Annotated in this window: 17 protein-coding genes and 2 pseudogenes; 12 read left to right on the forward strand and 7 right to left on the reverse strand. The window is 54.5% G+C overall.

Annotated elements, in window-relative coordinates; all coding sequences use genetic code 11:
* Positions 1-4 precede the first annotated feature (4 nt).
* The 6 genes and pseudogenes from J3D60_RS16865 to J3D60_RS16890 form a co-directional block, all read left to right on the forward strand.
* Positions 5-772, forward strand: a complete 768-nt coding sequence (locus J3D60_RS16865) for a thioesterase II family protein (RefSeq protein ID WP_154974231.1) — start codon at positions 5-7, stop codon at positions 770-772.
* On the forward strand, positions 759-2,354 hold the full coding sequence (locus tag J3D60_RS16870) for an amino acid adenylation domain-containing protein (protein WP_253492079.1): 1,596 nt from the start codon (positions 759-761) through the stop codon (positions 2,352-2,354). Before J3D60_RS16865 ends, J3D60_RS16870 begins: the two co-directional genes overlap by 14 nt.
* A complete protein-coding gene (locus J3D60_RS16875) occupies positions 2,341-2,811 on the forward strand; it encodes a YbaK/EbsC family protein (RefSeq protein ID WP_057711097.1) in 471 nt (156 codons plus the stop codon). Before J3D60_RS16870 ends, J3D60_RS16875 begins: the two co-directional genes overlap by 14 nt.
* 13 nt (positions 2,812-2,824) lie before the next feature.
* The gene (locus J3D60_RS16880; protein ID WP_253492081.1) at positions 2,825-3,955 is read left to right on the forward strand and encodes an acyl-CoA dehydrogenase family protein; all 1,131 of its coding nucleotides are present in this window, start codon (positions 2,825-2,827) and stop codon (positions 3,953-3,955) included.
* A 21-nt stretch (positions 3,956-3,976) separates the two neighbouring features.
* The gene (locus J3D60_RS16885; RefSeq protein WP_253492083.1) at positions 3,977-4,591 is read left to right on the forward strand and encodes a LysE family translocator; all 615 of its coding nucleotides are present in this window, start codon (positions 3,977-3,979) and stop codon (positions 4,589-4,591) included.
* A 75-nt stretch (positions 4,592-4,666) separates the two neighbouring features.
* Positions 4,667-4,783 (forward strand): annotated as a pseudogene (locus tag J3D60_RS16890) (integrase); the annotation flags it as partial.
* Between the two features lie 79 nt (positions 4,784-4,862).
* On the opposite strand, the gene J3D60_RS16895 reads toward J3D60_RS16890, so the two are convergent.
* The 5 genes from J3D60_RS16895 to J3D60_RS16915 form a co-directional block, all read right to left on the reverse strand.
* Positions 4,863-5,132 (reverse strand): hypothetical protein, encoded by a 270-nt coding sequence (locus J3D60_RS16895; protein WP_253492085.1) that lies wholly within the window; start codon positions 5,130-5,132, stop codon positions 4,863-4,865.
* Positions 5,129-6,109, reverse strand: coding sequence for an integrase domain-containing protein (locus J3D60_RS16900; protein WP_253494019.1), 981 nt, complete (start codon positions 6,107-6,109; stop codon positions 5,129-5,131). Before J3D60_RS16900 ends, J3D60_RS16895 begins: the two co-directional genes overlap by 4 nt.
* Complete coding sequence (locus J3D60_RS16905) at positions 6,093-6,446, reverse strand: hypothetical protein (RefSeq protein ID WP_253492086.1); 354 nt, start codon at positions 6,444-6,446, stop codon at positions 6,093-6,095. Before J3D60_RS16905 ends, J3D60_RS16900 begins: the two co-directional genes overlap by 17 nt.
* Entirely contained in the window at positions 6,439-7,839 is a 1,401-nt protein-coding gene (locus J3D60_RS16910) for a YfjI family protein (RefSeq protein WP_253492087.1), read from the reverse strand. Before J3D60_RS16910 ends, J3D60_RS16905 begins: the two co-directional genes overlap by 8 nt.
* 1,068 nt (positions 7,840-8,907) lie before the next feature.
* Positions 8,908-9,444: a LasR-specific antiactivator QslA gene (locus J3D60_RS16915; RefSeq protein ID WP_253492088.1), complete on the reverse strand. Its 537-nt coding sequence runs from the start codon at positions 9,442-9,444 to the stop codon at positions 8,908-8,910.
* 533 nt (positions 9,445-9,977) lie between these two features.
* Between J3D60_RS16915 and J3D60_RS16920 the strand changes: the two genes are divergently transcribed.
* Both J3D60_RS16920 and J3D60_RS16925 read left to right on the forward strand, forming a co-directional pair.
* Positions 9,978-10,310 (forward strand): hypothetical protein, encoded by a 333-nt coding sequence (locus J3D60_RS16920; protein WP_253492089.1) that lies wholly within the window; start codon positions 9,978-9,980, stop codon positions 10,308-10,310.
* A 294-nt stretch (positions 10,311-10,604) separates the two neighbouring features.
* Positions 10,605-11,186, forward strand: a complete 582-nt coding sequence (locus J3D60_RS16925; RefSeq protein ID WP_253492091.1) for a lasso peptide biosynthesis protein — start codon at positions 10,605-10,607, stop codon at positions 11,184-11,186.
* 156 nt (positions 11,187-11,342) lie between these two features.
* On the opposite strand, the gene J3D60_RS16930 is transcribed toward J3D60_RS16925, so the two are convergent.
* A complete protein-coding gene (locus tag J3D60_RS16930) occupies positions 11,343-14,204 on the reverse strand; it encodes a DNA methyltransferase (RefSeq protein WP_253492093.1) in 2,862 nt (953 codons plus the stop codon).
* Positions 14,205-14,423: 219 nt separating this feature from the next.
* Between J3D60_RS16930 and J3D60_RS16935 the strand changes: the two are divergent.
* The 4 genes and pseudogenes from J3D60_RS16935 to J3D60_RS16950 form a co-directional block, all read left to right on the forward strand.
* A pseudogene (locus tag J3D60_RS16935) lies at positions 14,424-14,799 on the forward strand (transposase); the annotation flags it as partial.
* Between the two features lie 217 nt (positions 14,800-15,016).
* The gene (locus J3D60_RS16940; protein WP_253492094.1) at positions 15,017-17,311 is read left to right on the forward strand and encodes an AAA family ATPase; all 2,295 of its coding nucleotides are present in this window, start codon (positions 15,017-15,019) and stop codon (positions 17,309-17,311) included.
* Complete coding sequence (locus J3D60_RS16945) at positions 17,308-19,155, forward strand: UvrD-helicase domain-containing protein (RefSeq protein ID WP_253492096.1); 1,848 nt, start codon at positions 17,308-17,310, stop codon at positions 19,153-19,155. Before J3D60_RS16940 ends, J3D60_RS16945 begins: the two co-directional genes overlap by 4 nt.
* 373 nt (positions 19,156-19,528) lie before the next feature.
* Positions 19,529-20,137: a hypothetical protein gene (locus tag J3D60_RS16950; protein ID WP_253492097.1), complete on the forward strand. Its 609-nt coding sequence runs from the start codon at positions 19,529-19,531 to the stop codon at positions 20,135-20,137.
* 166 nt (positions 20,138-20,303) lie between these two features.
* Here the strand turns inward: J3D60_RS16950 and J3D60_RS16955 are convergent, their stop codons facing one another.
* A complete protein-coding gene (locus J3D60_RS16955; protein ID WP_253492098.1) occupies positions 20,304-22,181 on the reverse strand; it encodes an AAA family ATPase in 1,878 nt (625 codons plus the stop codon).
* Positions 22,182-22,369: the final 188 nt, after the last annotated feature.

Below are 22,369 nucleotides of genomic sequence, written 5' to 3' on the forward strand. Positions count from 1 at the left end.
GGATATGTCCGGGCAAGCATACGATGAGCGCTGGCTTCTGGTGCCCCGCCCCCGGATTCGTCCGCGCTTGCGTCTGATCTGCTTCCCTTATGCGGGAGGTAACCCCGATCTATTTCGCAGTTGGGTGAATGATTTGGACGCAGACGTGGAACTGCTCGCCGTACGCCTGCCCGGCCGAGGTTCCAGAATCAAGGAAACGCCGTATGAGGAATGGTCGCCACTGATCGAGGACTGCCTCGAGGTGCTGGCGCCCTACCTTAATGCCCCCCATGCGCTCTATGGGCACAGCTTCGGCGGACGCCTGGCCTACGAACTGGCTCAGAAAATCCGCTATCGCCATCCCGGCCAGACCCACCGTTTGTTCGTCAGCGGCTGCCGCAGCCCGGCCAGCCGACAAGCGCAGCCTTATCTGCATCAACTCTGCGCCGAGGATTTCCATCAAGCCCTACACACCATGGGCGGGACGCCGCTGGCGGTACTACAGAGCGAGATTCTGATGCGCCTTATGCTCCCAGCGCTGCGCAGCGACATGCGGCTCTCGGAAATTTGGGAAGACTGGCATGAGCAACCGTTGGAGATTCCTATACACGCCTATTTCGGCCGCCACGACCCGATCGACCGACAAGCCAGCATGGCAGGTTGGTCCATGCATACCTCGAAAGAGTTTGAGCTGATCGAGATCGATGGCGATCACTTTTTCCTCGACAGCCATCGCCATCAACTGCTGCACAGCTTGACCACTCGAATGAGGAATCAGCATGCAAACGCTTGAGCTAACCCCTTCAGCCTTGGCGCTGCACATACAAGTCAACCAAACCCACGTACCTTATCCGGACCACCTATCGGTCGGCGAGTTGTTCTCCCGCACCGCAGCGCGCCACCCGAACGCCATTGCCATATGGCATCAGGATCATGAGTGTAGCTATCAACAGTTGAACACCCACGCCAACCACTTGGCGTGGTACCTGCTCGCCAAGGGCGTGCAACCTGGCGATGTAATAGCCGTCAGCCTACCGCGCAGCACCGAACTGATCGTGGCGCTCTTGGCGATCCTGAAGGCTGGAGCGAGCTACCTGCCCATCGATGCGGGTTGGCCGGAGCAACGTATTCATGAAGTGCTAGGCCAAGCATGCTGCGACTACCTGATAGGAAGCGAAAACACCAGGCACGACACCCGCTTTTCCCGCTACCACGTGTTGGCACCCAGTGCTGTTGCAGAAGCGACTGAGGATCGAGGCGACCCGCCGCTCATAATCGAAGCCGACGCCATCGCCTACATCAACTTTACCTCCGGCTCCACAGGCAAGCCCAAAGGCGTGCCTGTCCCACACCGGGGCATTACCCGCCTGGTATACAACGCCCGCTACGCCTGCCTGGACGAGAACAGCAGGTTGCTGCAAATGGCGCCTGCGACCTTCGACGCGGCCACCTTCGAAATCTGGGGTGCCCTGCTGCTCGGAGGCACCTGTGTGCTTTACCCGGACGTGTACATTCGCGCTTCGCGGCTACAGCACATCCTGCAGACGCAAAAGATCAGCGTGCTGTTTCTGACCACAGCCCTATTCAATACCTTGATCGACGAAATGCCACAGGCGTTGGACAGTGTCGGTACCGTCCTCACCGGCGGAGAAGCACACTCTCTGCGGCATATGGCCAAAGCCCTGGAGCGATACGGGCCGGGACGGATCGTCAGCGTCTATGGCCCGACAGAGAGCACAACATTCGCGACGTACTATCCGCTCTGCGAGCTGCGCGACGAGGATACCGCCCTCCCCATCGGCTTCCCGATCCAGAACACCCGCGTCTACCTGATTGACCAGGATCGCCTCTGCGAACAGGGTCAAAGCGGCGAGGTTTGTCTCGCCGGACCCGGCCTTTCGCCAGGCTACCTCGGACTGCCAGACGTCAACCGCGAGCGCTTCTTTGAATGCCTGATCGGCGAACGCCAGGAACGGCTCTATCGCACCGGGGACCGAGGCTACTTCCGCGGAGACGGTGCCATAGTGTTTCAAGGACGTACTGATGACCAGGTGAAGATCAACGGCTTTCGAATCGAACTGGGGGAAATTGCCTACCATCTCAACCGCCATCCGCAGGTGCGGCAAAGCGTCATTACCGTTACTGAATCACCGCAGGGCGAGAAGGCGCTGGTCGCTTTCGTGATCGCCGTCGACCCCTCGTGTTGCCCGGAGCAACTGCGTCTTAGCCTGGCCACGCAGCTGCCGGCCTACATGGTTCCACGCCACATCCAACTCTGCGAAATCCTGCCGCTGTCCGCCACCGGCAAGATCGATCATCGGCGACTGCTATCTACGCTTCATCCATCGGGAGAACCCGCTTATGACAATCAGTAAACGCGCTCAGCAATTCCAGGACACCCTTCACGAGCGCGGCCTCGACCTGACCGTTCAGGAGTTGCCGGACTCGACCCGCACTGCCGACGATGCCGCCCAAGCGCTGGGATGCGAAAAGGCCCAAATCGTCAAGTCGCTGATTTTTCGCACCCGCGACAATATCCCGGTGCTGGTACTGGCAAGCGGGCCGAACCGAGTGAACGAAAAGACCATTTCGCGGCTGGTCGGCGACAAGATTTTCAAGGCAGATGCTGACTTCGTCAAAGAGGTGACCGGCTTCACCATCGGTGGCGTTCCGCCTCTCGGACATAAGCAAGAGCTGAAACTGTTCGTCGATGAAGACCTGCTGACGTTCGACGAGATTTGGGCCGCAGCCGGTACCCCTAACGCCGTATTCAGAATTCCTGGCTGTCTGACAGACATCATCTCGGCACACCAAGTGATCTCGGTGAAATAAAAGCGAACCGACTATGCCCAGCCCCTATCTGAGCGACAGCCATCGCAACTTCGCCCTACAGGTGCGCCAGATCCTGCAGAGCCAGCTTCTGCCAATAGCAGACGCTGCCGAAGAACGTGGACATCTGTGCGAAAACGCCTGGCAGACCCTGGCCGAGCACGGCCTGCTAGGTTTGCCACAGCGTGGCGAAGGCTTTCTGGAAAGCGCTGTGTTCCTTGAAGAGCTGGGCGCGCTGGGGTACGCCGGTATCCGTGCGTCGGTTGGGGTGCATGCCTACATGGCCAGCGCCTACCTGGAGTTGTTCGGTAGCGAAGAACAAATCCAGCGCTACCTTCCTGGCATTCGCCAAGGACGGATCATTACCGCCTTGGCTATCAGCGAAGAACACGCCGGAAGCGATCTCAGCCAGATGCAATGCAGGGCGCGACCCTCGGCTAACGGTTTTATCGTTGAGGGCAGCAAACGCTATATCGCTAATGGTTCCCGCGCCTCCTTGATCGTGACCCTGGTGCGCAGCTGCGAAGGCCAGCACGCACTGAGCAGCAGCAGTCTGTTGCTGATCGATGGCGACAGCCCGGGGCTGGTGCGCACGCCGCACCCCATGCTTGGCTGGTGCAGCGCCGACGTCTGCGATCTCGACTTCACCCATCTGGTGGTGCCGGCCTGCAATGTGCTCGGCAAATCCGGCAAGGGCCTGCTCTACCTGATGCAGGGCCTGGATTTCGAACGCTTGGTCGCAGGTCTTCTAGCCCTCGGTGGGGCCCACCACAGCATCCGTGTACTCGACGGGTTCGTGCGTCGACATCAACTCCAGGGCAGGCCACTCAGCGACAAACAAAGTGTCCGGCACCGTCTGGCAGACCTCGTCGGCGAACAACAAATCCTACGGCACTACGCCTATCAGGTGGCATGGCAGCACAGCAAAGGCCAACTCGACACGCGCTCCGCCTGCATCCTCAAACTGCGCGCCACCGAACTCGCTCTCAGCGCCGCGCAGGCTTGCGCGCAACTGCATGGTGCGCAGGGCTATCAACTTAACTCCGAGGTGGCACGCGTGTATCGAGATGCCATGGCCGGCACTATAGCCGCCGGTGCGAGTGAACTGATGCGCGACATGATCTTCGACAGTACGCCAGCAAGTTGAATATCCAAAGAGGCAATCACCATGGACATGGTCAATTTTCTCGGACTTTCACTGCTGCCAATTTTATCGCCCGGCCCCTCGACGATCCTCGTGGTACGTAACAGTCTGCGTTACAGCTGGATGTTTGCCGTACGACGCCTGCTTGCCGACCTCGGCGGTACATTGATCACCGCCACTCTTCTGCTTTATGGCCTGGGCGCAGTGATTGCGGCTTCAAACCTGCTCGTCGTAGGCATCCAGTTAGCAGGTGCCTGCTACGTTCTCATCATCGGCATAAGGATTTTGAGGCATGAATATTGGCCAAGCCCCTATAGCCTTGACACGGCACACCGTTTCCACGGTTCTTGGCTAGAGGCTTTTTTTGCGGGATTGCTCAATCCCAAGACCTTGGTATTTTTCTCCCTTCTGTTTCCCTTGCTACTCGGGGAAAACAGGTCCCATTTGACGATCGCATTACTATATTCACTAAGCTATAGCCTGCTCAAAGGACTGGTTTTAGCGGTTGCCTCTGGAGTTTTCCTGCTCGCTAAAAACCGGTTGCGCCCACACTTACGCCCAGCCAATGGGACTCTTGGTGCCATATTGATCGCTGCAAGCTCAATCTTTCTGGTGAAAATATCGATCAACCTGTGGTGAATAACTGCCCTTAGAAATCACCTACCCTATTCTGATGATAAGGACGATGTTCCCTATTTAAAAATATGCCCCCTCTTGGTCAGTCACGGCATCCGCTCCATGGCTAACACCATCCTGAACGAGCGTGGGTAGCGTCCGGAGCTAATCGAAGTCGCGCTGGCGCATGTTGATAGAGATGAAGTCCGAAGTGCCATACCGGGCTAATTACAGCGACCCCGACACCCAGTGAATACTGCGCACTCCATCCTCACGGGCTCACGCTTAAGGTCTATCAGACAACCACGAGTTGCGCCTTTCTGCGGCGGATCAGCCCTGCGGTTAACTCATAGTAATAAATGGTCGCTGGTGCTGAGCAACGCAGGTGGTGCTCTAAAAACCATCTAGTGTGCTTTTCCTTCCAGGACCAAGGGGTCGCACAACTCCAGCGCTCACGAATCGCCTCGTGCATCCTTTCTGCCTGCCTGATATGCCGCTGCCGCGTGGCATGCGCACCTTTGAGCACGGGGCTCAGAAACAACGCCATATCGAACTCGGACTTCATCGACGACCTCCGATGTAGGCACTCACCACGTCGATGCGGTTATGCCCCAACTCGTGGCTGATCTGCTGACGTGCACGCTGATCGAGTGCTCGATCCTCTCGTTGACCACGACCGCCATTGATGGGCGCGGAGAAGCCGGTCAATTGTTCATAGCGCTCACAGGCGTAAGCCGCCCGCAGTTCATGAAAGCCTTTCAATCCATGCTCATGCATGATGTCCCGCGCCGGTCGTAAGATTGTCTGTAAGAAATCCTTGTAGCTTTCATCAGGTGTTAACAAATTCCGACTGCCCTTGGGTGAGGCCTCGCTGGCCCTGTCGAGGGCGCCACGAACTTGATCCGTGACCACAATCCAACGCGGTGCCGATGCTCCTGATCGACCGCCTTTGGTGCCGTCCTGGATATTGATCTTGCCCAGTTGCCGAGCCTCACGTTGCAGCCGGGGCAAGTCCGCCAAGATCGCTTCACGCAGGCGCATGCCGGTCTCCCGAGCGAGGAGCACGATGGCACTCACCCTCAGTTGCTGTCGCTCTGACAGCGCTTGCGCAATCAGCCTGACCTGCACACGGTCTTGGCCTTGTGGCGCCTCACTACGCACGCTTGAGCGCTGCAAGCCAAGCGCCTTGCTCGGACTCGGAATTTTGACGTATTGATCACCGCGCAGCGCAGCCATCGTTCGGTTCACGCTGGACAGTCGGTTCTGCGCGGTGGCGATGCCGACGTTGCCCTGATCAACCTGCTCCCGCACGTGGACGGCGTACCGCATTAGGACTTCGCGGTCGATCTGTCGCGCATCATTGAGCCTCGGCCCTTCCTCGGATAGACACCAACGCACGAAGGCCTGCCAGCGATCACTATGGGCTTTGACGGTAGCAAAATGGCCGTCGCCAAACAGGTCTTTCAGTGCTTGCGGTCCGGCATAGCTGAGCTGGCGACCGAAGCCGAAATTGCGCCCAGATCGCTTACCAACTCGAGCCATTTTTCTGTTCCTGATCGATTGCAGCGAGATCATGCAAAAGGGCTCGCCAGTGCGCGCTCACGATGGGGATCTGCGCCCAATCAGTCGGGCAAAAACACAGCGTGTTGTCGGTGACGTAAAGATGCGCACCCTCCTCTTTCAACCATTGAATAATGGCTGTCGTAGAGGCGATAGCTTTATGGGTGGTGGCGACACTGGCGACAGCGGCGACAACCCTCGTCCTGCCTGGTTTTGCGCGTGGCGACAAAGTGGCGACAGTAGCGGCGACAAATCGCGCTTTGGGCTCCTTTTGACGCTGAGCCAGATGGTTGCGCAGCGCTTCATCAAGATTAAACATGGCGCACCTCGAAGGTGTGGCCATCGGTGATCAACCACTGATGATCAATCAACTCGACCAGCAGCTTGGCGGCATGACGACTGCTCTTGCGGGCAAAGCGGGGACCGTTGCGATTCAATTCACGAATACTGAAACGCTTCCAATCTTTGACCTGTAGCCATCGCAGCAGCCGGTCTGCTTCCTCTTTTACTCGACACACTGGCTCCTGCTCAGTCAAGCGCTGGATCTCGGTGAGGTAGTAGCCGACTAAAGCGGAGGCCCGTTGGATATGGTCGACCTCCACGACGCTGCTCTCCTCCACAACTGCAAGAATGCCGGCGACGCGCAGCAGGTTATCGGCGGCCTTTGATCCGCTGGGCCGTACGCTGGCCAGCTCGCCAAACTCCCCCAGCTGAGCTTCGATAGCATCATGCAAATCAATCCAGCGACGACGAGCCAGCGGACTGAGGCTCAGCTTTGACAGTTGCAAGGCTCCGTCAGCGGAAAGTGACCAAGGCTGATAAAACAGAGCCGAAAGGCGATGATGATAGCGCTTGAGGGCAGCGTCTTTGGACAAGTCGACAGCCTGGTAGCTACGTTGCCCGGCTAGACTGGTGGGCCAGGTCATCAAGCAGCGCCCTAGAATGCCTTGCCCCTGCAGCAACGGGTCACTGAGTAACTGCATGGCCAAATACGGTTGCAGCATCAGGTGCAGGCTTAAGCGTCGATCATAAGCTCGCAAGCTTTCACCCACCATGGACCGCGCGCGATCTATCGGACTGCCGTCCCAGAGTGACGACAAGGTCGTAACCGCTTTCAAACGGTTATCCCGACTCATGGTGCTGCTGCCGAGGAATTGTCCACCCTCATCACAGAACAGACCCATGCTAGGCAGGTCATGACAGAGCCCCTTGATCAGGGCCTCGATAGTCGGGTCGGTGGTGATCAGTCTAGGGGCTGAGGGCTCCGCTTCGAGCGACATTCCGTTTGCGGGCTCAGGATCGCCAGGCTTGATACGCTGCGCCTGCCGCTGTGCGGCACGGTACCTGGCAAGTTGTTCGCGATAGCGCTGCCACTGTTCACGCTCCCATTGCCGTGCAGGCAGCAATGCACATCGGTCTGCGGCGGTCTTGCGATCACCTGACGCGGCCACCGTGATCAGGTACAGCGACAGGGGATAATTTCTCCCGTCGAGTTGTAAGCCCGCATGACCTTGAGTGGCCAAAGCCGAGGCGGCCAACACCGATTGCGCGGCCAGAGCCTGAGGCACGCCGATGACCTCGGCCATGCGTTCGACCGCAGGCCCAAGAATCCCACCCAGTGCCGGCACCGGATAAGGCTGGGGCACGGGGTTCGACTCAATCAACGGTCGAGGTGGTCGTGGTAGTTCAAGCTTCGGATCTAACTGCTGCATGGGCCTCTCCTCGATCATTGCTGGTTGTCCTCACGTAGTCCCGCCACGGCTGTTGAGTGTTATCAGGGATCAAGGCCCCTGCGGCCTGTGAGGTGTTCACTGACGCGGAACGAACGGCTCCTTACAACCAGGAGCGAGGGCATGACCCCATGAATCTGGCCTCCTTAGTCGCATCCGAAGATGCGGGCGGGTGGAGGCTGTGCCGACTGACGAGTTCGGCACCTGGAGATCCTGAGTAGGAGAAGGCAACGACATGGACACCTGGAGCATGCCTGACTGTCAGTCAGGTGCAGCCTTTCCATTGGCTGCTGCACCGGTGCCTGTGTCATTGCGGATGGCGACGAATCGCATTTGTCAGGTCGATTGTCACGAGGAGAGTTGCGGCAATGCCTTGTACGACGTGGCTTGCAGCAGCGGTACAAGCGCCCGTCTCTTTCCAGAAGAAAGAGACGGGCGCGGATTGGCGCAGCGAAGTGTGCCGAGAGGTGAGGTTGCTGCAGTGCAGCGAGGAAGGTCCATCGTCTGCCGCAGTAGGCAGATTGGTCGAGTAGGCATCCATCACTCTTGGGAGTGACCGTGCGAGCCGCCGGACGCTAATCGCACTTGGGGAAGAACCACCACGCAAGTGGCGTAACCTTAAAGGTTCTGGCTACCTGGGCAGGTGCTGTCAACTACAGCGATCCGTGCGCCAATTTTTATACCTACTCGAAAAGGCGGTCAAGAGTCACGAACAAAGCGCTTAGAAAGTGGCGACTGTCGCCACTAGTGTCGCCACGCTCCAGGCCCGGTCTGCATGGGTTGTCGCCATTGTCGCCGTTGTCGCTACACCTAGATCCACGCCTCAACGAAACGATCCGTCCTGACACTTAAACGGCGCTGCGCTTAGTAGAATCGCGCGGGCGATTACCGACGGTAAAAGAATATGTGGCGCTAATCAGATATCAAAATAAGACGGTGGCACGACGTGGCTTCGAGAAAAAGCGAGTGAACCCTCCGATCAACGCGATCAAAGATCGCTTGATCGGAGGGTTTGGCGGAAAAAGCAAATCTCAAACGTCAATTACAGACTCAGGCATCAAAGCTGGTTGATTGGGAGGTGACGGCTTCACGTCGCACGATCAGCGTCTGCTGCAACCGCAGCAGAAAGCCTGCTTCAAATGCTTCTTGGGGATCACCTGGACGATGATGCTTTCGGTTTTGCGCCAGTGCCCACCACAGCGGCAATGATGAGCCATCGAGCCAGGTCTCAGCGCACCGAACGCCGTCCTCAATCATCGGGCGGAATTCATTGCCCCACGGTGTTCGAAGACCAGGACAGCCTTCAGCTGAAGGGACAGAGACGTACTCACCAACCTGTTGATGAACGCGCTGAGCTGGGATACCGGACAAACATCGAAACGCCTTGTCGAACAGTACAGCCGCGTCATCCAACAGCTCTACCGCCAGCTCAACATCCTGTGGAAAATGAAGCAGGACGCTCTGTGCTCCATTAAGCCGAAGGATTGCAGCCTGCCGTAGTTTAATAGCTGCATCTTCAGGGGTAAGCGATGAAGTATCGATGCTGTTGGGTTTGGGTAGGCCAATGAGAAGCGAAAGATCAAACATCGCGGAATCCTCCGAGATATTGTGCAGCTTGAATCATTTGGCCAGGGTGGCGCACGAGCTTAAAAGGGGGACAGGTCATTTTCCTTATCTCCTCGGACAGTTAAGGAGCCGTCCACCCAGCCGTTCTGACACGAAATGGGTGGCGGACCGTACGGGGGTCAGAAACCGGCGTCCGAGGGAACCGGCCAGGCCGAAGCCTGCCCCGCACGGACCGCCATAGAAAAGCAGCAGCTAAGCCTATGTAAGCACTTAATAGCTGGCTATGGCGCTATGCGCCTCGAACAATTCAGGTTCTGACACCCGGCCACGGGATTGACCGTGACGGGACAAAGCGTAAATGTGAAGCAGTGACAACACAAGCATGCAGTATCAATAAGCTATACATCGAATGAAGCTGCCAGCCAGACGATGACGCTCGGCGGTGACTGGCGGCCCTCCACCGCTTCAGGTTTGACCTAGCGACGAATAATGCAGAGTCCGACCACGCTGACAGAATCGGCATGGTTGTACATAACGCCCTTCTGAGAAATGTTATGACTACAGAATTGACGGAAGAAGAGATGCGCCGGGCGCTATTCGGTGATTCACAGTCCCCTGCGCCAGCATTTAACACACACGTGCAAGACACCATCTCGGATGTCGTGATGGTACAACCGGTAAACGCAGCGAAGAAAAAGAAAGTCTCAAAAGGTTTCACGCCCAGGCTGAGAGTCACGCTGCGGGTGGGAAATGAATTTGAAGGCAAAATGCACGAGATGGTACATGAGGCCGATACGCTGAGCTCACTAGTTGCGGAGCAAGAAGCTACAAAGACGGCCAGAAAAAAATTCAGGTTTGTCGAAGTTGTATCGGTCAAGTCGATGTAAACGGCCCCTCTAATGGCACTGAATCGCTTTCTGTTACCGCGGGTCATCCGACCGACCAGTTCGTGTCGATTGAGCCCTTAAACCTCAGTTATGCTAATCATATCGCAGGTCGGATTTAACATTGACGCTCCATCCAAAGTCTCGATACTTAACTGATCGCCAGCTCCCCCCGCGGCCGAGGGTGGCGACGGGCAGAAACCGGTCAGCAGAGGACTTTAACAAACTCTCCATTTGAGGTGTGGAGGCGTCTATGGCATCGGGGACGATTCAGAATGTATAGGAGCAGGAATTAATATGTCGCGCATACCGCTATGGCTCCAGAATGCCCATACAGCCTCGCTTACCATCAAAGATGGGCAAGACATTTTTGAGGTTTTCGACGTTCCTCTCAACTTGACGTGGCTGAACAACTGGGGCGGTGCCTGTCATGACACCTCTGCCTGTCTCTACATGATCTTGAGTGAGATGGGACTGAAACCTGCACTGGTAATCGGTGAGGTCATGTCAACTGTAGGGACATTTGATCATTCATGGGTTGAAGTCGATGGCAAGATTTTTGATATAGCGGTTTCCTTACCTGATAAAGGTGGGGTAGATGTTGGGCCGCCGATATTTTCAAACCTCGACCTGGACTCAGCGCAGCCGACTCAACTTAGATATGGAGTCAGAACAACCATTGGGCTTCATGAGCACGGATTAAAGATTGCTCACAAAACCCTGGATGAATATTCAAAGATGCAGAATCCAAATGGCGCTGTCTGGAATCTGACGTCATTGATAGCGGATCTGTGCGGATTCAGTTTGGATACGGACTACCTGAAGAGAGAGTATGGCCATGTGAGACGTGTAATTCGCGGACAAGAACTGCGTCTATGATCTTTTCCCTCAGCTAACCCCGGGAATCGGATGTCTCTAGCCGATTGCTGCCCTCGTCACCGGCAGCAATCGGCCATAGGCGGACATTCTTAGATATCTGCATATGGCAAAACGGCGTCATCACGCTCCGAATCAGAACAAAATGCAAATCCTAGTTTAACTACGATGGCCAAAAGCATCAGTACTTACCAGTGATTCAGGATGTGGGTAGGAGGGAGGCAAGCCCGGACCGTTAACCGTTTGTCCAGCAGCAATCTGCGTGGCGACTGCGTGATTAAGGTTGAGCAATCCTTCAAGCAAATCTTGCTTGGCAGAAAAGCCGTAAGCCTTCAGCACCGCGGTATCAAGGATCGCATGAGCGTCTTTGAGGGGGTTCTTACCGGGTACATCAATGGTGCGATAGAGGGTACGAAGGCCTCCATCGAGATGTTCCAAGGCTTGATCGCGCACCTGACGCAAATGACGTCCTGCATTCACCACCGCGTCGATCTCGGCAACGCTTACATCTTGCGGCCAAGGAAAGGTATCAAACACTGATTCCGAGGTGTAGCGCGGGTCCGACTTCATATTAGAGCATTTGGCATGAAACCATTTGTAATGTGCAGCCGATTGTAGGATGCCGAAGCTGTAGTCATCAGCGAGGGCAAATACTTGAAGGGCGTCACCGGGACGTATGGTCGCATCAATGAATGTGAAGATTGGACGCTTCGTGACCCGGGAGCAGGTGAGGTAGCGCGGGACTTCTTTGATGGCATCAATCAAATCCTCACGTCGACGCCAATGTTTCCACCAGTAGTTAATAGATGTTGCTCGCTCAGAAGCCTCTGATTTTGCCAACATATCTGGAAGTACGTTTGTTTCCAAATGGGCAAAAACCTTCTTGAAACGCTTGGCTTGGAGAACGTCCATATCGCCAAGGTCGATAATATTGCGGGCGAGCTGGCGACCACTAAGCAGATCATCACCAACCAGATATGGGTGAATGATGACTTGCTCGTTTTCAGGCATCGCGGATTTAGCGAAGTTGTCCAGTAGAAAACCAGAATGACCAGGGGTAATACCTTGGCAAGTAACGACCTGGCTGTTGCAGGATAATTTTTCTGCAGCCCCCACATCTACCTTATCCGACAACGACGCGTTGATATGCGTCACTATGCGCATATCCAGTTCGTAATCCTTGCTTGCATGTCCGCTACCACGAGCCTTGCGAGCTTTGGGTGCCTGTTCAATCTTGTACCACAACCTCCGGCCTTTCGGCAGCAATGCAGAATCCTGAGATTTAATCCAGTTAGCGATAGAAACGTGTACGTTGGCTTCTCCGGACCAGGGTTGGTTATCAATGGCCTCGATCACAGTACCGCTTGCACAGATGAAGTCTAAACCACCGATGCGACTAGCATTATTGCGGATATTCTGCGTACCAACCAAACCTGCACGCCCAGACGGCCAGTCGTTCATGGTGCTTTCAGCTAGGTGCAGTTCTGCACGGCGGAACCAGTAAACGCAGAAATCTGCCATGCCCGGTACTTCTGGGTAGGCGTTACGCAAACGCTTGACATAGTCTGCACCATGTTTGGGTTTGAGTAGTTTAGCGCCTAGAAATGGAGGGTTACCTATGATCACGTCGACTTCTGGCCAAGGGGTACGAGCTCCGTCATCGAGTATCAAGGCATCACCGATACTGAAGTTGGCGTCGAGATTATCCAGCGGAAGTGCTTGCTCCTGAACATGTAGTTCCTCGATAGCCAACTTGTGCGCCAGCATCATCGTTACCTTGGCTAATTCAACCGCGAATGGATTGATGTCCATGCCGAAAAAGTTACGTGTGGAGACAAAGCCCATCGGCCTCTGGGATGCGTCAATGCTCTTGTACTCACCCATGCGCTCGTAAATGACAGCTTCCAGGCGTTTGATCTCACGGTAGGCGATATAAAGGAAATTACCTGAGCCGCAAGCCGGGTCCAGCACCCTGAAGCTCTCGATACGCATCAGGAGGTGCTCCAGCTCCGTTAGCGTTTTCGCGTTGTCGATGCGCTGCCGCCAAGGCTCGACAATCGTCGGTCCAACCACCTTCATGATGTCCACAGGGCTTGTGTAGTGGGCACCGTAGGCACGGCGCTCGTCGGAGTCCATGCTGTGCTCAAAGATGGCGCCGAATATCTCCGGTCGCACCTGCGACCAGTCGAACTTGGCTGCTTCCTTGAGCATCACAATTTCGTCCGCGCTGAGTTCGATGCGAGCAGGATTGGCAAATAGGCCGCCGTTGAAATAGGGAACACCCTTGAAGCGGCCTCCGGGTGTTCTGCCGGGGGTGTTCATCTCCACGAATAGCTGTCCGATCAGGTCATAGGCAAGCGCCGGACTTGTGCAGTCATCTAGTAGTCGGGTTAAAAAATATTTCTCAAGTAGGCCAATATCTTCTGCGAACAGCGACATTAGGATTTGAAGCGTGAAACGCTGAGCAAGATCACGATCAACATTTCGCTTGATCAAAGAGCGAAAAAGCAGCACTAACTGATCGGCGGCTTTACGTGTGACGCTTTCTTGGTGGTTACCGAAGACAGGCTCTGTGGGAGCAGCGAATAGAAACGCCAGCGGCCCAAATCGCTCTGGCAACTCACTGAGACGGACCTTGTCGACCGGGCTGTCCATCTGGCTATTGAAGTCGAAGATCCAGAACTCATCGAAGTTACACAGTACGACATAATTCGGGCGGTTGGGAACCAAGCGGGTCCAGTATGTGAAAGCCTGAGAGTAATGCTTGGAGAGGTCCTCACCGCGCTTTTTCATCTCCACTAACACCACTGGTTTCCAGACCAAATCCGCAAAGCTGGTGCCCTTGTCCGCCTTCTTAACGCGCATTTCGCAGACGGCGCCTGCTTCCTTAAAGCCTGCATGACCGAAGGCTCGAAAAAGTTGATCCAAGAAAATTTGGGCCTCACCCTTCTCATCGCCGATAATGTGATCCGAGCACCATTGAACAAATTGCTGAAGGGGAGCTTTACAGATAGCGGTCATGTCGGATGTGCGTCCTGCAATGGTTAGAAGTTGTGTAGCACGTAAAATTTCGCTGGCTACTGTACTACGCTACGTAAAAATTTATGTTCAAATCGCCATCATTATGGGTACCTCAGGCCGTTTGCCATTCGCGAGCGGCGGCTCCTGGCACAGAGTGTGTAAAAACGCCTTCGCGAACCCTTGCTATGATTTCTGAGGATTTCATCGCAGGGATCGCCCATGAAGCGCTTTATCCAAGGTAAACATCGAGGCCAAGGCACCTTACTTCTCGAGGGCCTCGACGACTACGTCAGCGTTATCAACCCGGCGCGCGTAGTCCACGTCTTTGTCAATGACACTCGACCTGTTCTCCTTGGGTTTTGACGGTGCTATCCCAGCCGACACAGGCCGGCCTGCTTATCACCCGGCGATCCTGCTGAAGAGCTACATTTACGGCTATCTCAACCGCATCCAGTCGAGCCGACGCCTGGAACGAGAAGTCCAACGCAACGTCGAGCTGATGTGGCTGACCGGGCGGTTGATACCCGACTTCAAGACCATCGCTAACCTTCGAAAAGACAACAGCAAGGCCATCCGGGGCGTCTGTCGCCAGTTCCGCAGCATTTACCGTGCGATCGCTCAGCCAACGAAAGTCGATGATCCAACGATGAGGTCAAAGCGTTTTTACACACTCTGGGCCGAAAGCTGCCGCTCACGAACGACTACTTTCGGCCAAAAAATAAATTTCTCTCCATTGTTCTCTCTTTGATTGTTATAGGCAGCTAGCTATATTGATAGCAAATTGATACTCCTCAGGCTTTCAAGGACGACGCATGCGCATCCAGCACGTAGAGATATCTAACTTTCGAAAACTGCTTTCTGTCCGAATTGACTTCGCTAATGAGACCACTCTGCTTGTAGGTGCAAACAACAGCGGCAAATCCTCCGCTATGCTGGCACTCCGGAGATTTTTGGTTTCGAAGGCTTCTGCTTTTCGGCTCCAGGATCTGACTCTTTGTCATCTCGCCAAGCTGGACGAGATTGGGAAGGAGTGGGAGAACCCACCAGCAAACTATGAAATTCCTACAGCCAAGGACTGGGCCGACTGGCTCCCTAGTCTGGATATCTGGGTGTCGGCAGATCAAGGAGAGTTCCACTTCATCCGCGATCTCATACCCAGCTTTGAGTGGCGCGGGGGGCTTGTGGGAATGCGTTTCCTGCTTGAACCAGATGATATGAATACGTTGTACACGGACTACCGCAAGGAGCGCGCGAGGGTTGCAGAGCTTGAGGATGCTCTAGGGAAGGAAGACCCGCCTGGTAGCCCGCTGACACTATGGCCGCAGAGCCTTCATGATTACTTGAACCGTCGTCTGGGAGATAAATTCAAGATTCGTTGGTACCGCCTAGATCCACAACAACTTAAGAAGCCTGACAAGTCGACTCGAATGGCGCAAATGCAGCAATTGGGCCCTACTGCCCTGCCCTTGGAAAGCAATCCTCTCAGTGGATTAATTCGAGTACATGAAATCAATGCACAGCGGGGATTCGGCGACCATTCGGACGACAATCAAGGCGATAGCACTAGCCCCAGCGGCGCTCGAAAACTCTCGGAACAACTCAGATCTTATTACTCCCGACACCTTGATCCAGGTGACAGCCCAGATATTTCAGATCTCGAAGCGTTGCGGGCGATAGAAGCAGCCCAGTCGGCATTCGATACGAAGCTAGGTAGCAGCTTCGAACCTGCTATTAGAGAGGTCGAGGGATTGGGCTACCCCGGCCGCAATGACCCACGCATCAAAGTCGCAAGTCGCCTAGCAACAACTGACGGCATGAATCATGAAGCGGCCGTCCTTTTTGAGTTGGATTCAATCCAGGGCGCTCCAGGAGCCCCTCCTCTTCACTTACCAGAGACCGCTAACGGGTTGGGATATCAAAACCTGATATCTATGATTTTCCGGTTGATGGGCTTCAGGGACGAGTGGCTGAGAAAAACCAGGGCCGCCAGCACTGAAGTAATAGACCGCGTCGAGCCCATCCACCTCGTGCTCATTGAAGAGCCTGAAGCCCACCTTCATGTTCAAGTGCAACAAGTGTTCGTGCGGCACGCCTACCAAGTTCTATGCCGAGACGCTTTGCTTGAACGCTACCCAAATCTGAAGACTCAGCTTTTGGTGAGCACGCACTCCAGCCATGTAACACATGAAGTGGAGTACCAGAACCTTAGGTATTTCAGGCGACTCCCAGCTGGGATGTATCGCATCGGTGTACCGGTGTCGACGGTCTCTAATCTCTCTAACGTGTTCGGCGAGGGAACAAAGACGAAGGAGTTCGTAACCAGGTATTTGCGGGCACAGCACGCGGACATATTCTTCGCCGATGCCGTCATCTTGGTAGAGGGTTCAGCAGAGCGAATGATGCTGCCGCATTTTTTGCGAAATAAGTTTCCATTCCTTGACCGCTGCTACATCACAACTCTCGATATCGGTGGTAGTCACGCACACCGACTAAGGCCTTTAATTGACGCCCTTGGCATCCTCACCCTGGTTATTACAGACCTCGATGCAGGGCTTAATAAAGCTGCAAAACCGGTGCAAAGAAACGCAGATCAGATTACGAACAATCCGACGTTGCGGAGCTGGATGAAACTGATGCATCTCGGCAGCACAGTGGATGAGCTGCTTGAGCTGCCAGCGAACCAAAAAGAGCACCAAATCGACGACCTGTACTCGGTACGCATCGCCTATCAAACTCCTATTTCCACCCACCTGCCCGCTACTGGTAAAGCAATACAAGCTCTTCCAAATACCTTTGAAGACAGCTTCGTGCTTAGCAACGCTGGTTACTTTGCGAAAAAGACAAACAGTACTGGTCTGATGAAGGCTTTCGTAAAAGTTTTGAATGAAGCGCAAACATCGGAAGCCGTCGGAGAAGGATTTTTCAACGAATTACGCGAAGGAAAGAAAGCAGAGTTTGTGTTGCTCGTTTTGGGCGACAAAAACTTTCCCAGCCTCGAAATCCCTGAATACATCTGTGAAGGCCTCAACTGGCTTGAGTCCAAATTGCGAAACAAGCAAAAAGAGCTGCTGGTAATTCCACCCGAGGGCGTGGAGGTGACGCCATGAGCGAGGCACCTATCGCAGATGCCGACACCATTATGCAGGCTTGCCTGAATCTGGCAGACCCGAAGAGTTTTTTTCTTTACGCAGGTGCTGGCTCAGGAAAAACCCACTCACTCGTCGAATCTATCCGCGAACTCAAAAGTCGCGAGCGAGAACGCCTGACATTCGAGGGCAGGCGCATTGCGGTGATCACCTATACAAACGCAGCCTGCGATGAGATTCTTCGGAGGCTAGAGTATGATCCACTCGTGGAAGTCTCGACCATTCACGCGTTCGCCTGGCGCCTAATCCAAGGATTCGACAACGAGATCAGAGAGTGGCTAAGAATCAAACTTGCCCAGGACATTGAAAAGATCGAGGGCGAGCTAGCACGCTCGAGAGGCGACAATAAAACATCTCGGGCAAACAGACGGAAGCTACAAAGCAAAATACGCAGGCTTGAGACTCTCGACGAGATTACGAAGTTCATCTACAGCCCCGCTGGCGACAACAGAGAGCGGCAAGCACTTAATCACGATGAGGTCATCAAGTTAACTGCAGCATTCGTTCCTGAACGCCCTTTGCTGGATGTTCTAGTAGACCGCTACCCAGTTGTATTGATCGACGAAAGTCAGGACACCCACGCTCCAGTAATGGAGGCTTTTCTGAAAGTCCAGCAATTGGCGCAGACACGCTTCTGCTTAGGGCTACTGGGCGACACCATGCAACAGATTTACGGCCATGGAGTAACGCGCCTTGATAAAGCGATACCGGGTGACTGGCTGAAACCTGAAAAGGTCGTTAATCGCCGCTGCCCTCGTAGGGTGGTAGACCTTATCAACGTGATTCGAAGCACTGCCGACACTCATCAGCAGACCCCAAAACCTGATGCCATTGAAGGCGTAGTGCGCATGTACTGCATTAGTCAAAGCCAAGAACAGGCATCGAATCTTGAGGAAGGAATCGCACATTCGATGGCTGCAATCACCGACGACGGAGAATGGGCTACCGGCCCTGAAGGCCGAAAGACCTTGATCCTCGAACATAAGATGGCTGGGCGGCGAATGGGGTTCGAGAAGCTGTTCACGCCCCTACACGCGGTTGAGCACCTTCAAACAGGCTTGCTGGATGGAACCCTGCCCGCACTTCGCGTTTTCAGCGAAGGCGTTCTTCCCATTCTTACCGCAAAGGACGATCACTTCCTTCTGCTTGAAGCAGTACGCTCTCGCTCTCCTTTGCTCAGTAAGGACGCTATGCAATCAACAGGGGATCAATCGGCCCACATGCAGCGTGTAGAGGAAGCGACGCACGCCCTGCTTTCTCTTTTCGAAAGAAACGATCCAACACTGAGCGAGGTCGCAACGCTTCTGTTGCAAACCCAACTACTTGATGTCCCTGAAAATCTGGTTGGGGCAATGGTGTTGGGAGCTCCTGGTGAGGCTCCAGATCCTGAAGATACGAGCGCGATGACCAACTACGCCTACCAGCTATTCCTTGAGCGTCCATTTTCGGAGCTGGCAGCCTTTGCGAGTTATGCGGATGGCCTTTCACCCTATGGTACACATCAAGGGGTAAAGGGGCTGGAGTTTCCACGAGTCATGGTCGTCATCAACGATGAAGAGGCAGGCGGTTTCTTATTCAGCTACGACAAATTGCTGGGTGTAAAAGAACCAACAAAGACAGACCGAGACAACGAGCGTGACGGCAAGGACAACGCACTAGCACGTACTCGTAGGCTGCTTTACGTGACATGTAGTCGGGCTGAAAAGAGCCTGGCGATTGTCGTATATACACCCCAGCCGACGCTGGCTAAGCGAAACGTTGTTGCTGCTGGCTGGCTTCTTGAGAGCGAGGTCGAAATCCTGTGAGGCCTTCCTCCTAGGATTGAGTCGCCCTAGTTGCGTAGACGCTTCCGGGCGTCATAGTGAGGCTATATGAGCGAGCTCCCTTTTTTGAGCAGGGCTTCCGCCAGCGGCTGCTTTTGGCCGATAGCGACGTCGGTAATCCGCCCGTTATGGCCCTTCTTGGATGGTAGTGAACCGCCAGGTGGGGGTATTCGAAACCAGCTCCATCTTACCGAACCACCTGTTGTAACATCTGGAGCTGCCGAATGCATTTGCTCCTTTGACACGCGTCGCGTCAGCAGTCGAATTTAATCGAACACTGTGAGTGCAGCACTCGTGGACGAGTTGAGCGAAGGTGGGGCATCCTCTTGGGCTGAAACATAGACAGGAGCTTGCAGTGAGTAAGTGGCAATCGATTCCTCGCGAGATGGGGGTCTTCACCGTGTGGTGGTTGTGGCTTTTGATGCTCGGCATACCGACGCTCTGGTTGCTAGTCGGGGTATTTGTGCATTTCGGTGTGCTCGATAAAGATAGCCCCGGCTGGGTGCAAGCGGTTGGGTCTATTGCAGCAGTTTTCGCTGCGGTTCTGATTGCTAATGAGCAAGGGCGGCAACAAGCGCGGGAGCGCCAAAGTAAGGACCGGGTGGTTTCTCATCTAGTTGTTGGCGTTGCTGCGCGCGCAGCTGCGGTGAGCAGTTTGCTGTTCCAGAGCTTCAACGATCTACAGCAACAGGTTAAGGAGACGAACGAGGAGATCCTGACAATTGTCGAGTCGCAGGTACTTGCTCTGCGGGGTATCAACCCTGTGGATCTGCCACGGCCTGAGATGGTTGAACCATTCTTGAGAATCAGAGCCGCAATGGAGCAAAGCCACGTAATGGCTAACCTGCTTGCTAACGGACGTGACGGTTACGTCGACAGGCTTCGCTGTGCGACTGCCTTCGCGCACAACTCTCAGGCCGTCCATAGAGCTGCTGAAGAGCTGCAGCAGGCCGCCCTAATTTAGATGCGTATGCCGACGTTGTGGAGGCTATGAAGCGAAACCACCAAGCTCAGATCTCCGGCGGGTTCTACCCCATCTCAGAAATCGACGGGCCATGCAAAACCAGGCACCTGCGCCAAATTATTGCCGCGAGGCAATCGGCTTAGCTCCCCGGCGAAATGCTCTCGCATTACAGCGCAGCAATGCGCTTCCCAAGAGATGTAAGTACAGAGTGAAGGTTCTGCAGGCCTTGGCCCGAGAAAATTTCAATAGAAGTATCTGCTTTGTAGAGGTACTCAGCCAAGATCAGGCCGTATTGAGCCTTGGTAGGTAGGGAGCTCAATCCCAAGCTGTTCTGAGCTACCTCCATGCTGTCTTTCCCCAAGAGCATTTCCAGCGCCATCCCTTCGAATGAGGCATCGATATCTGCCAGGGTGATCACCATTTGATCCGGGAGGATCCATTCCTTTCGGAAGCGATCTCGGGCTTTTCGTCCTTCCTTGTCGTCATCTAGCAGAACAATGAATTTTTCGCCTCGCCCCATGAGTAAGTTGATCAGATTACCTGACGCGCTTGAACCGACACCCGGAATAAGATTGAACCCAAGCTTGTCTCCAGTCCGTAATGCTGATGCTTTGAGCGCGTAATAGTCAGAGATCCCTTCCAAGATCACACATGGTGAAGTCCCCACGACTTCAGGTACGACGTACTGCAGTCGGTCAATCACTGGCTGGAAATAGTGGGTACGAGTTGGGAATGTGTTCAGGTATTGCTTGTACTTAATAGCGTTCACTTCAGCAGGCGTGAAGTCGAGATCGTAGTCTTCATCATCACCCTGACCTGCAGGGCGATTCTCGATAATGTAAGCCCCGGAAAGCCACTTCGGGTTCACCATATGGTGACTATGGGTTGAGTAGATGATCTTATCGCCGCTGGCCGCCATCTTCTCGAAGTAACCCAGCAGCTCTGCCTGAGCGCGGGAGTGCAGGTTTGCAGCAGGCTCGTCAAAGACGTAGATTTTATGCTGGTTTTCACGCTCAAGTTTGAATCCCGTGAGCAGCAAGAATGTAAAGAACCATCTGAAGCCGATCGATCGCTCGGCGATCTTATAAGTCGTATCGCGGTTACTCACGACAAACGACACGACCGCATTGGGGTCATCAGCGCTGCCGACTATCCACTTGAGGTCAACCCGTTTTGCTGTGGCATTGCGCGAAAGAACGCGCCGCCAACCGCCAATCACTTCAGCGGAAAGCGCGTTGGAGACCTGCTGGAAGACATTATCAATCTTGCCCTTTGCTGCGCTACGCTGGAACTTCTCATACCAGTCAGCACCGTTAGCGGCCCGAAACGACTCGATTGGTCTGTTCACATCCCGGTCAACATCGAAGCCAGCGAATTTGATTATGCGCTCGACAATCTCCCGATAATGCCTCTTCTCGTAACCCTCATAACCATCGGATGCGAGCGAGATTTGCTCAGGCACATTGATCAAAAACGTCGGAAAATACGCAACCTTGGGTATCGAAGCCTCGATCAAATCAGCCGTACGTTTCCACAGATTTTCGTTTTCATCATCCGGCTGGGCATAAACCTCAAACTCACCTTCCCCCTGGGGCCTGACGCGAAAGTCGAACCCAAGGCTAGCAATCCTTGACTTCGGCATACTATTTTCGAAGCTAAACTCCCGTGCGATCTTGAATGGTCTCGCTAGCGCCTCGGTGTCCACATCCAGCCCAGCACGACTCACCAGCGCCTTGATCGACTCCACATCATGCACTTCAAGCTCAACAGTCGCAGCAATCGATACGGTGCCAGTAAACGCACCTTTCTTGCTGGCAGGGATGAAGGTGAACTGATCTTTATTTTCTGGGCTAAAGAAGTAAAGCCTTGAAACAGAACGGTCGCTGCTCACAAATTGCGAGATGGCTTCCAATATCGTGGTTTTGCCACTTTCATTCAGTCCAATGAGTGTCACGACTGGGTTGTCCAGTCGTCCTGCCAGCTCAATTCGTGTGTTAACAATCCCTTTGTAGTTTTTTATCTCAAAATCTAGGATTTTCGACATCAGCGCACACGACCTTGTGTTGGCACGAATCGGAGCATAGCCAGAGCGTAGTCTGGCCGGTTTGCCCCCTGCGAATAGTGCTCTTCCGCTGAGACGCGGGCTATTGGCAAATAGGATACAACAGGGGTAGAGTGCTGGCACTCTAGCATCAAGCTGACCGCTGTCAACTGGCTTTGATTTGACGCTGG

The sequence above is a fragment of the Pseudomonas sp. S3E17 genome (assembly GCF_024168685.1).
Taxonomy (GTDB): domain Bacteria; phylum Pseudomonadota; class Gammaproteobacteria; order Pseudomonadales; family Pseudomonadaceae; genus Aquipseudomonas; species Aquipseudomonas marginalis.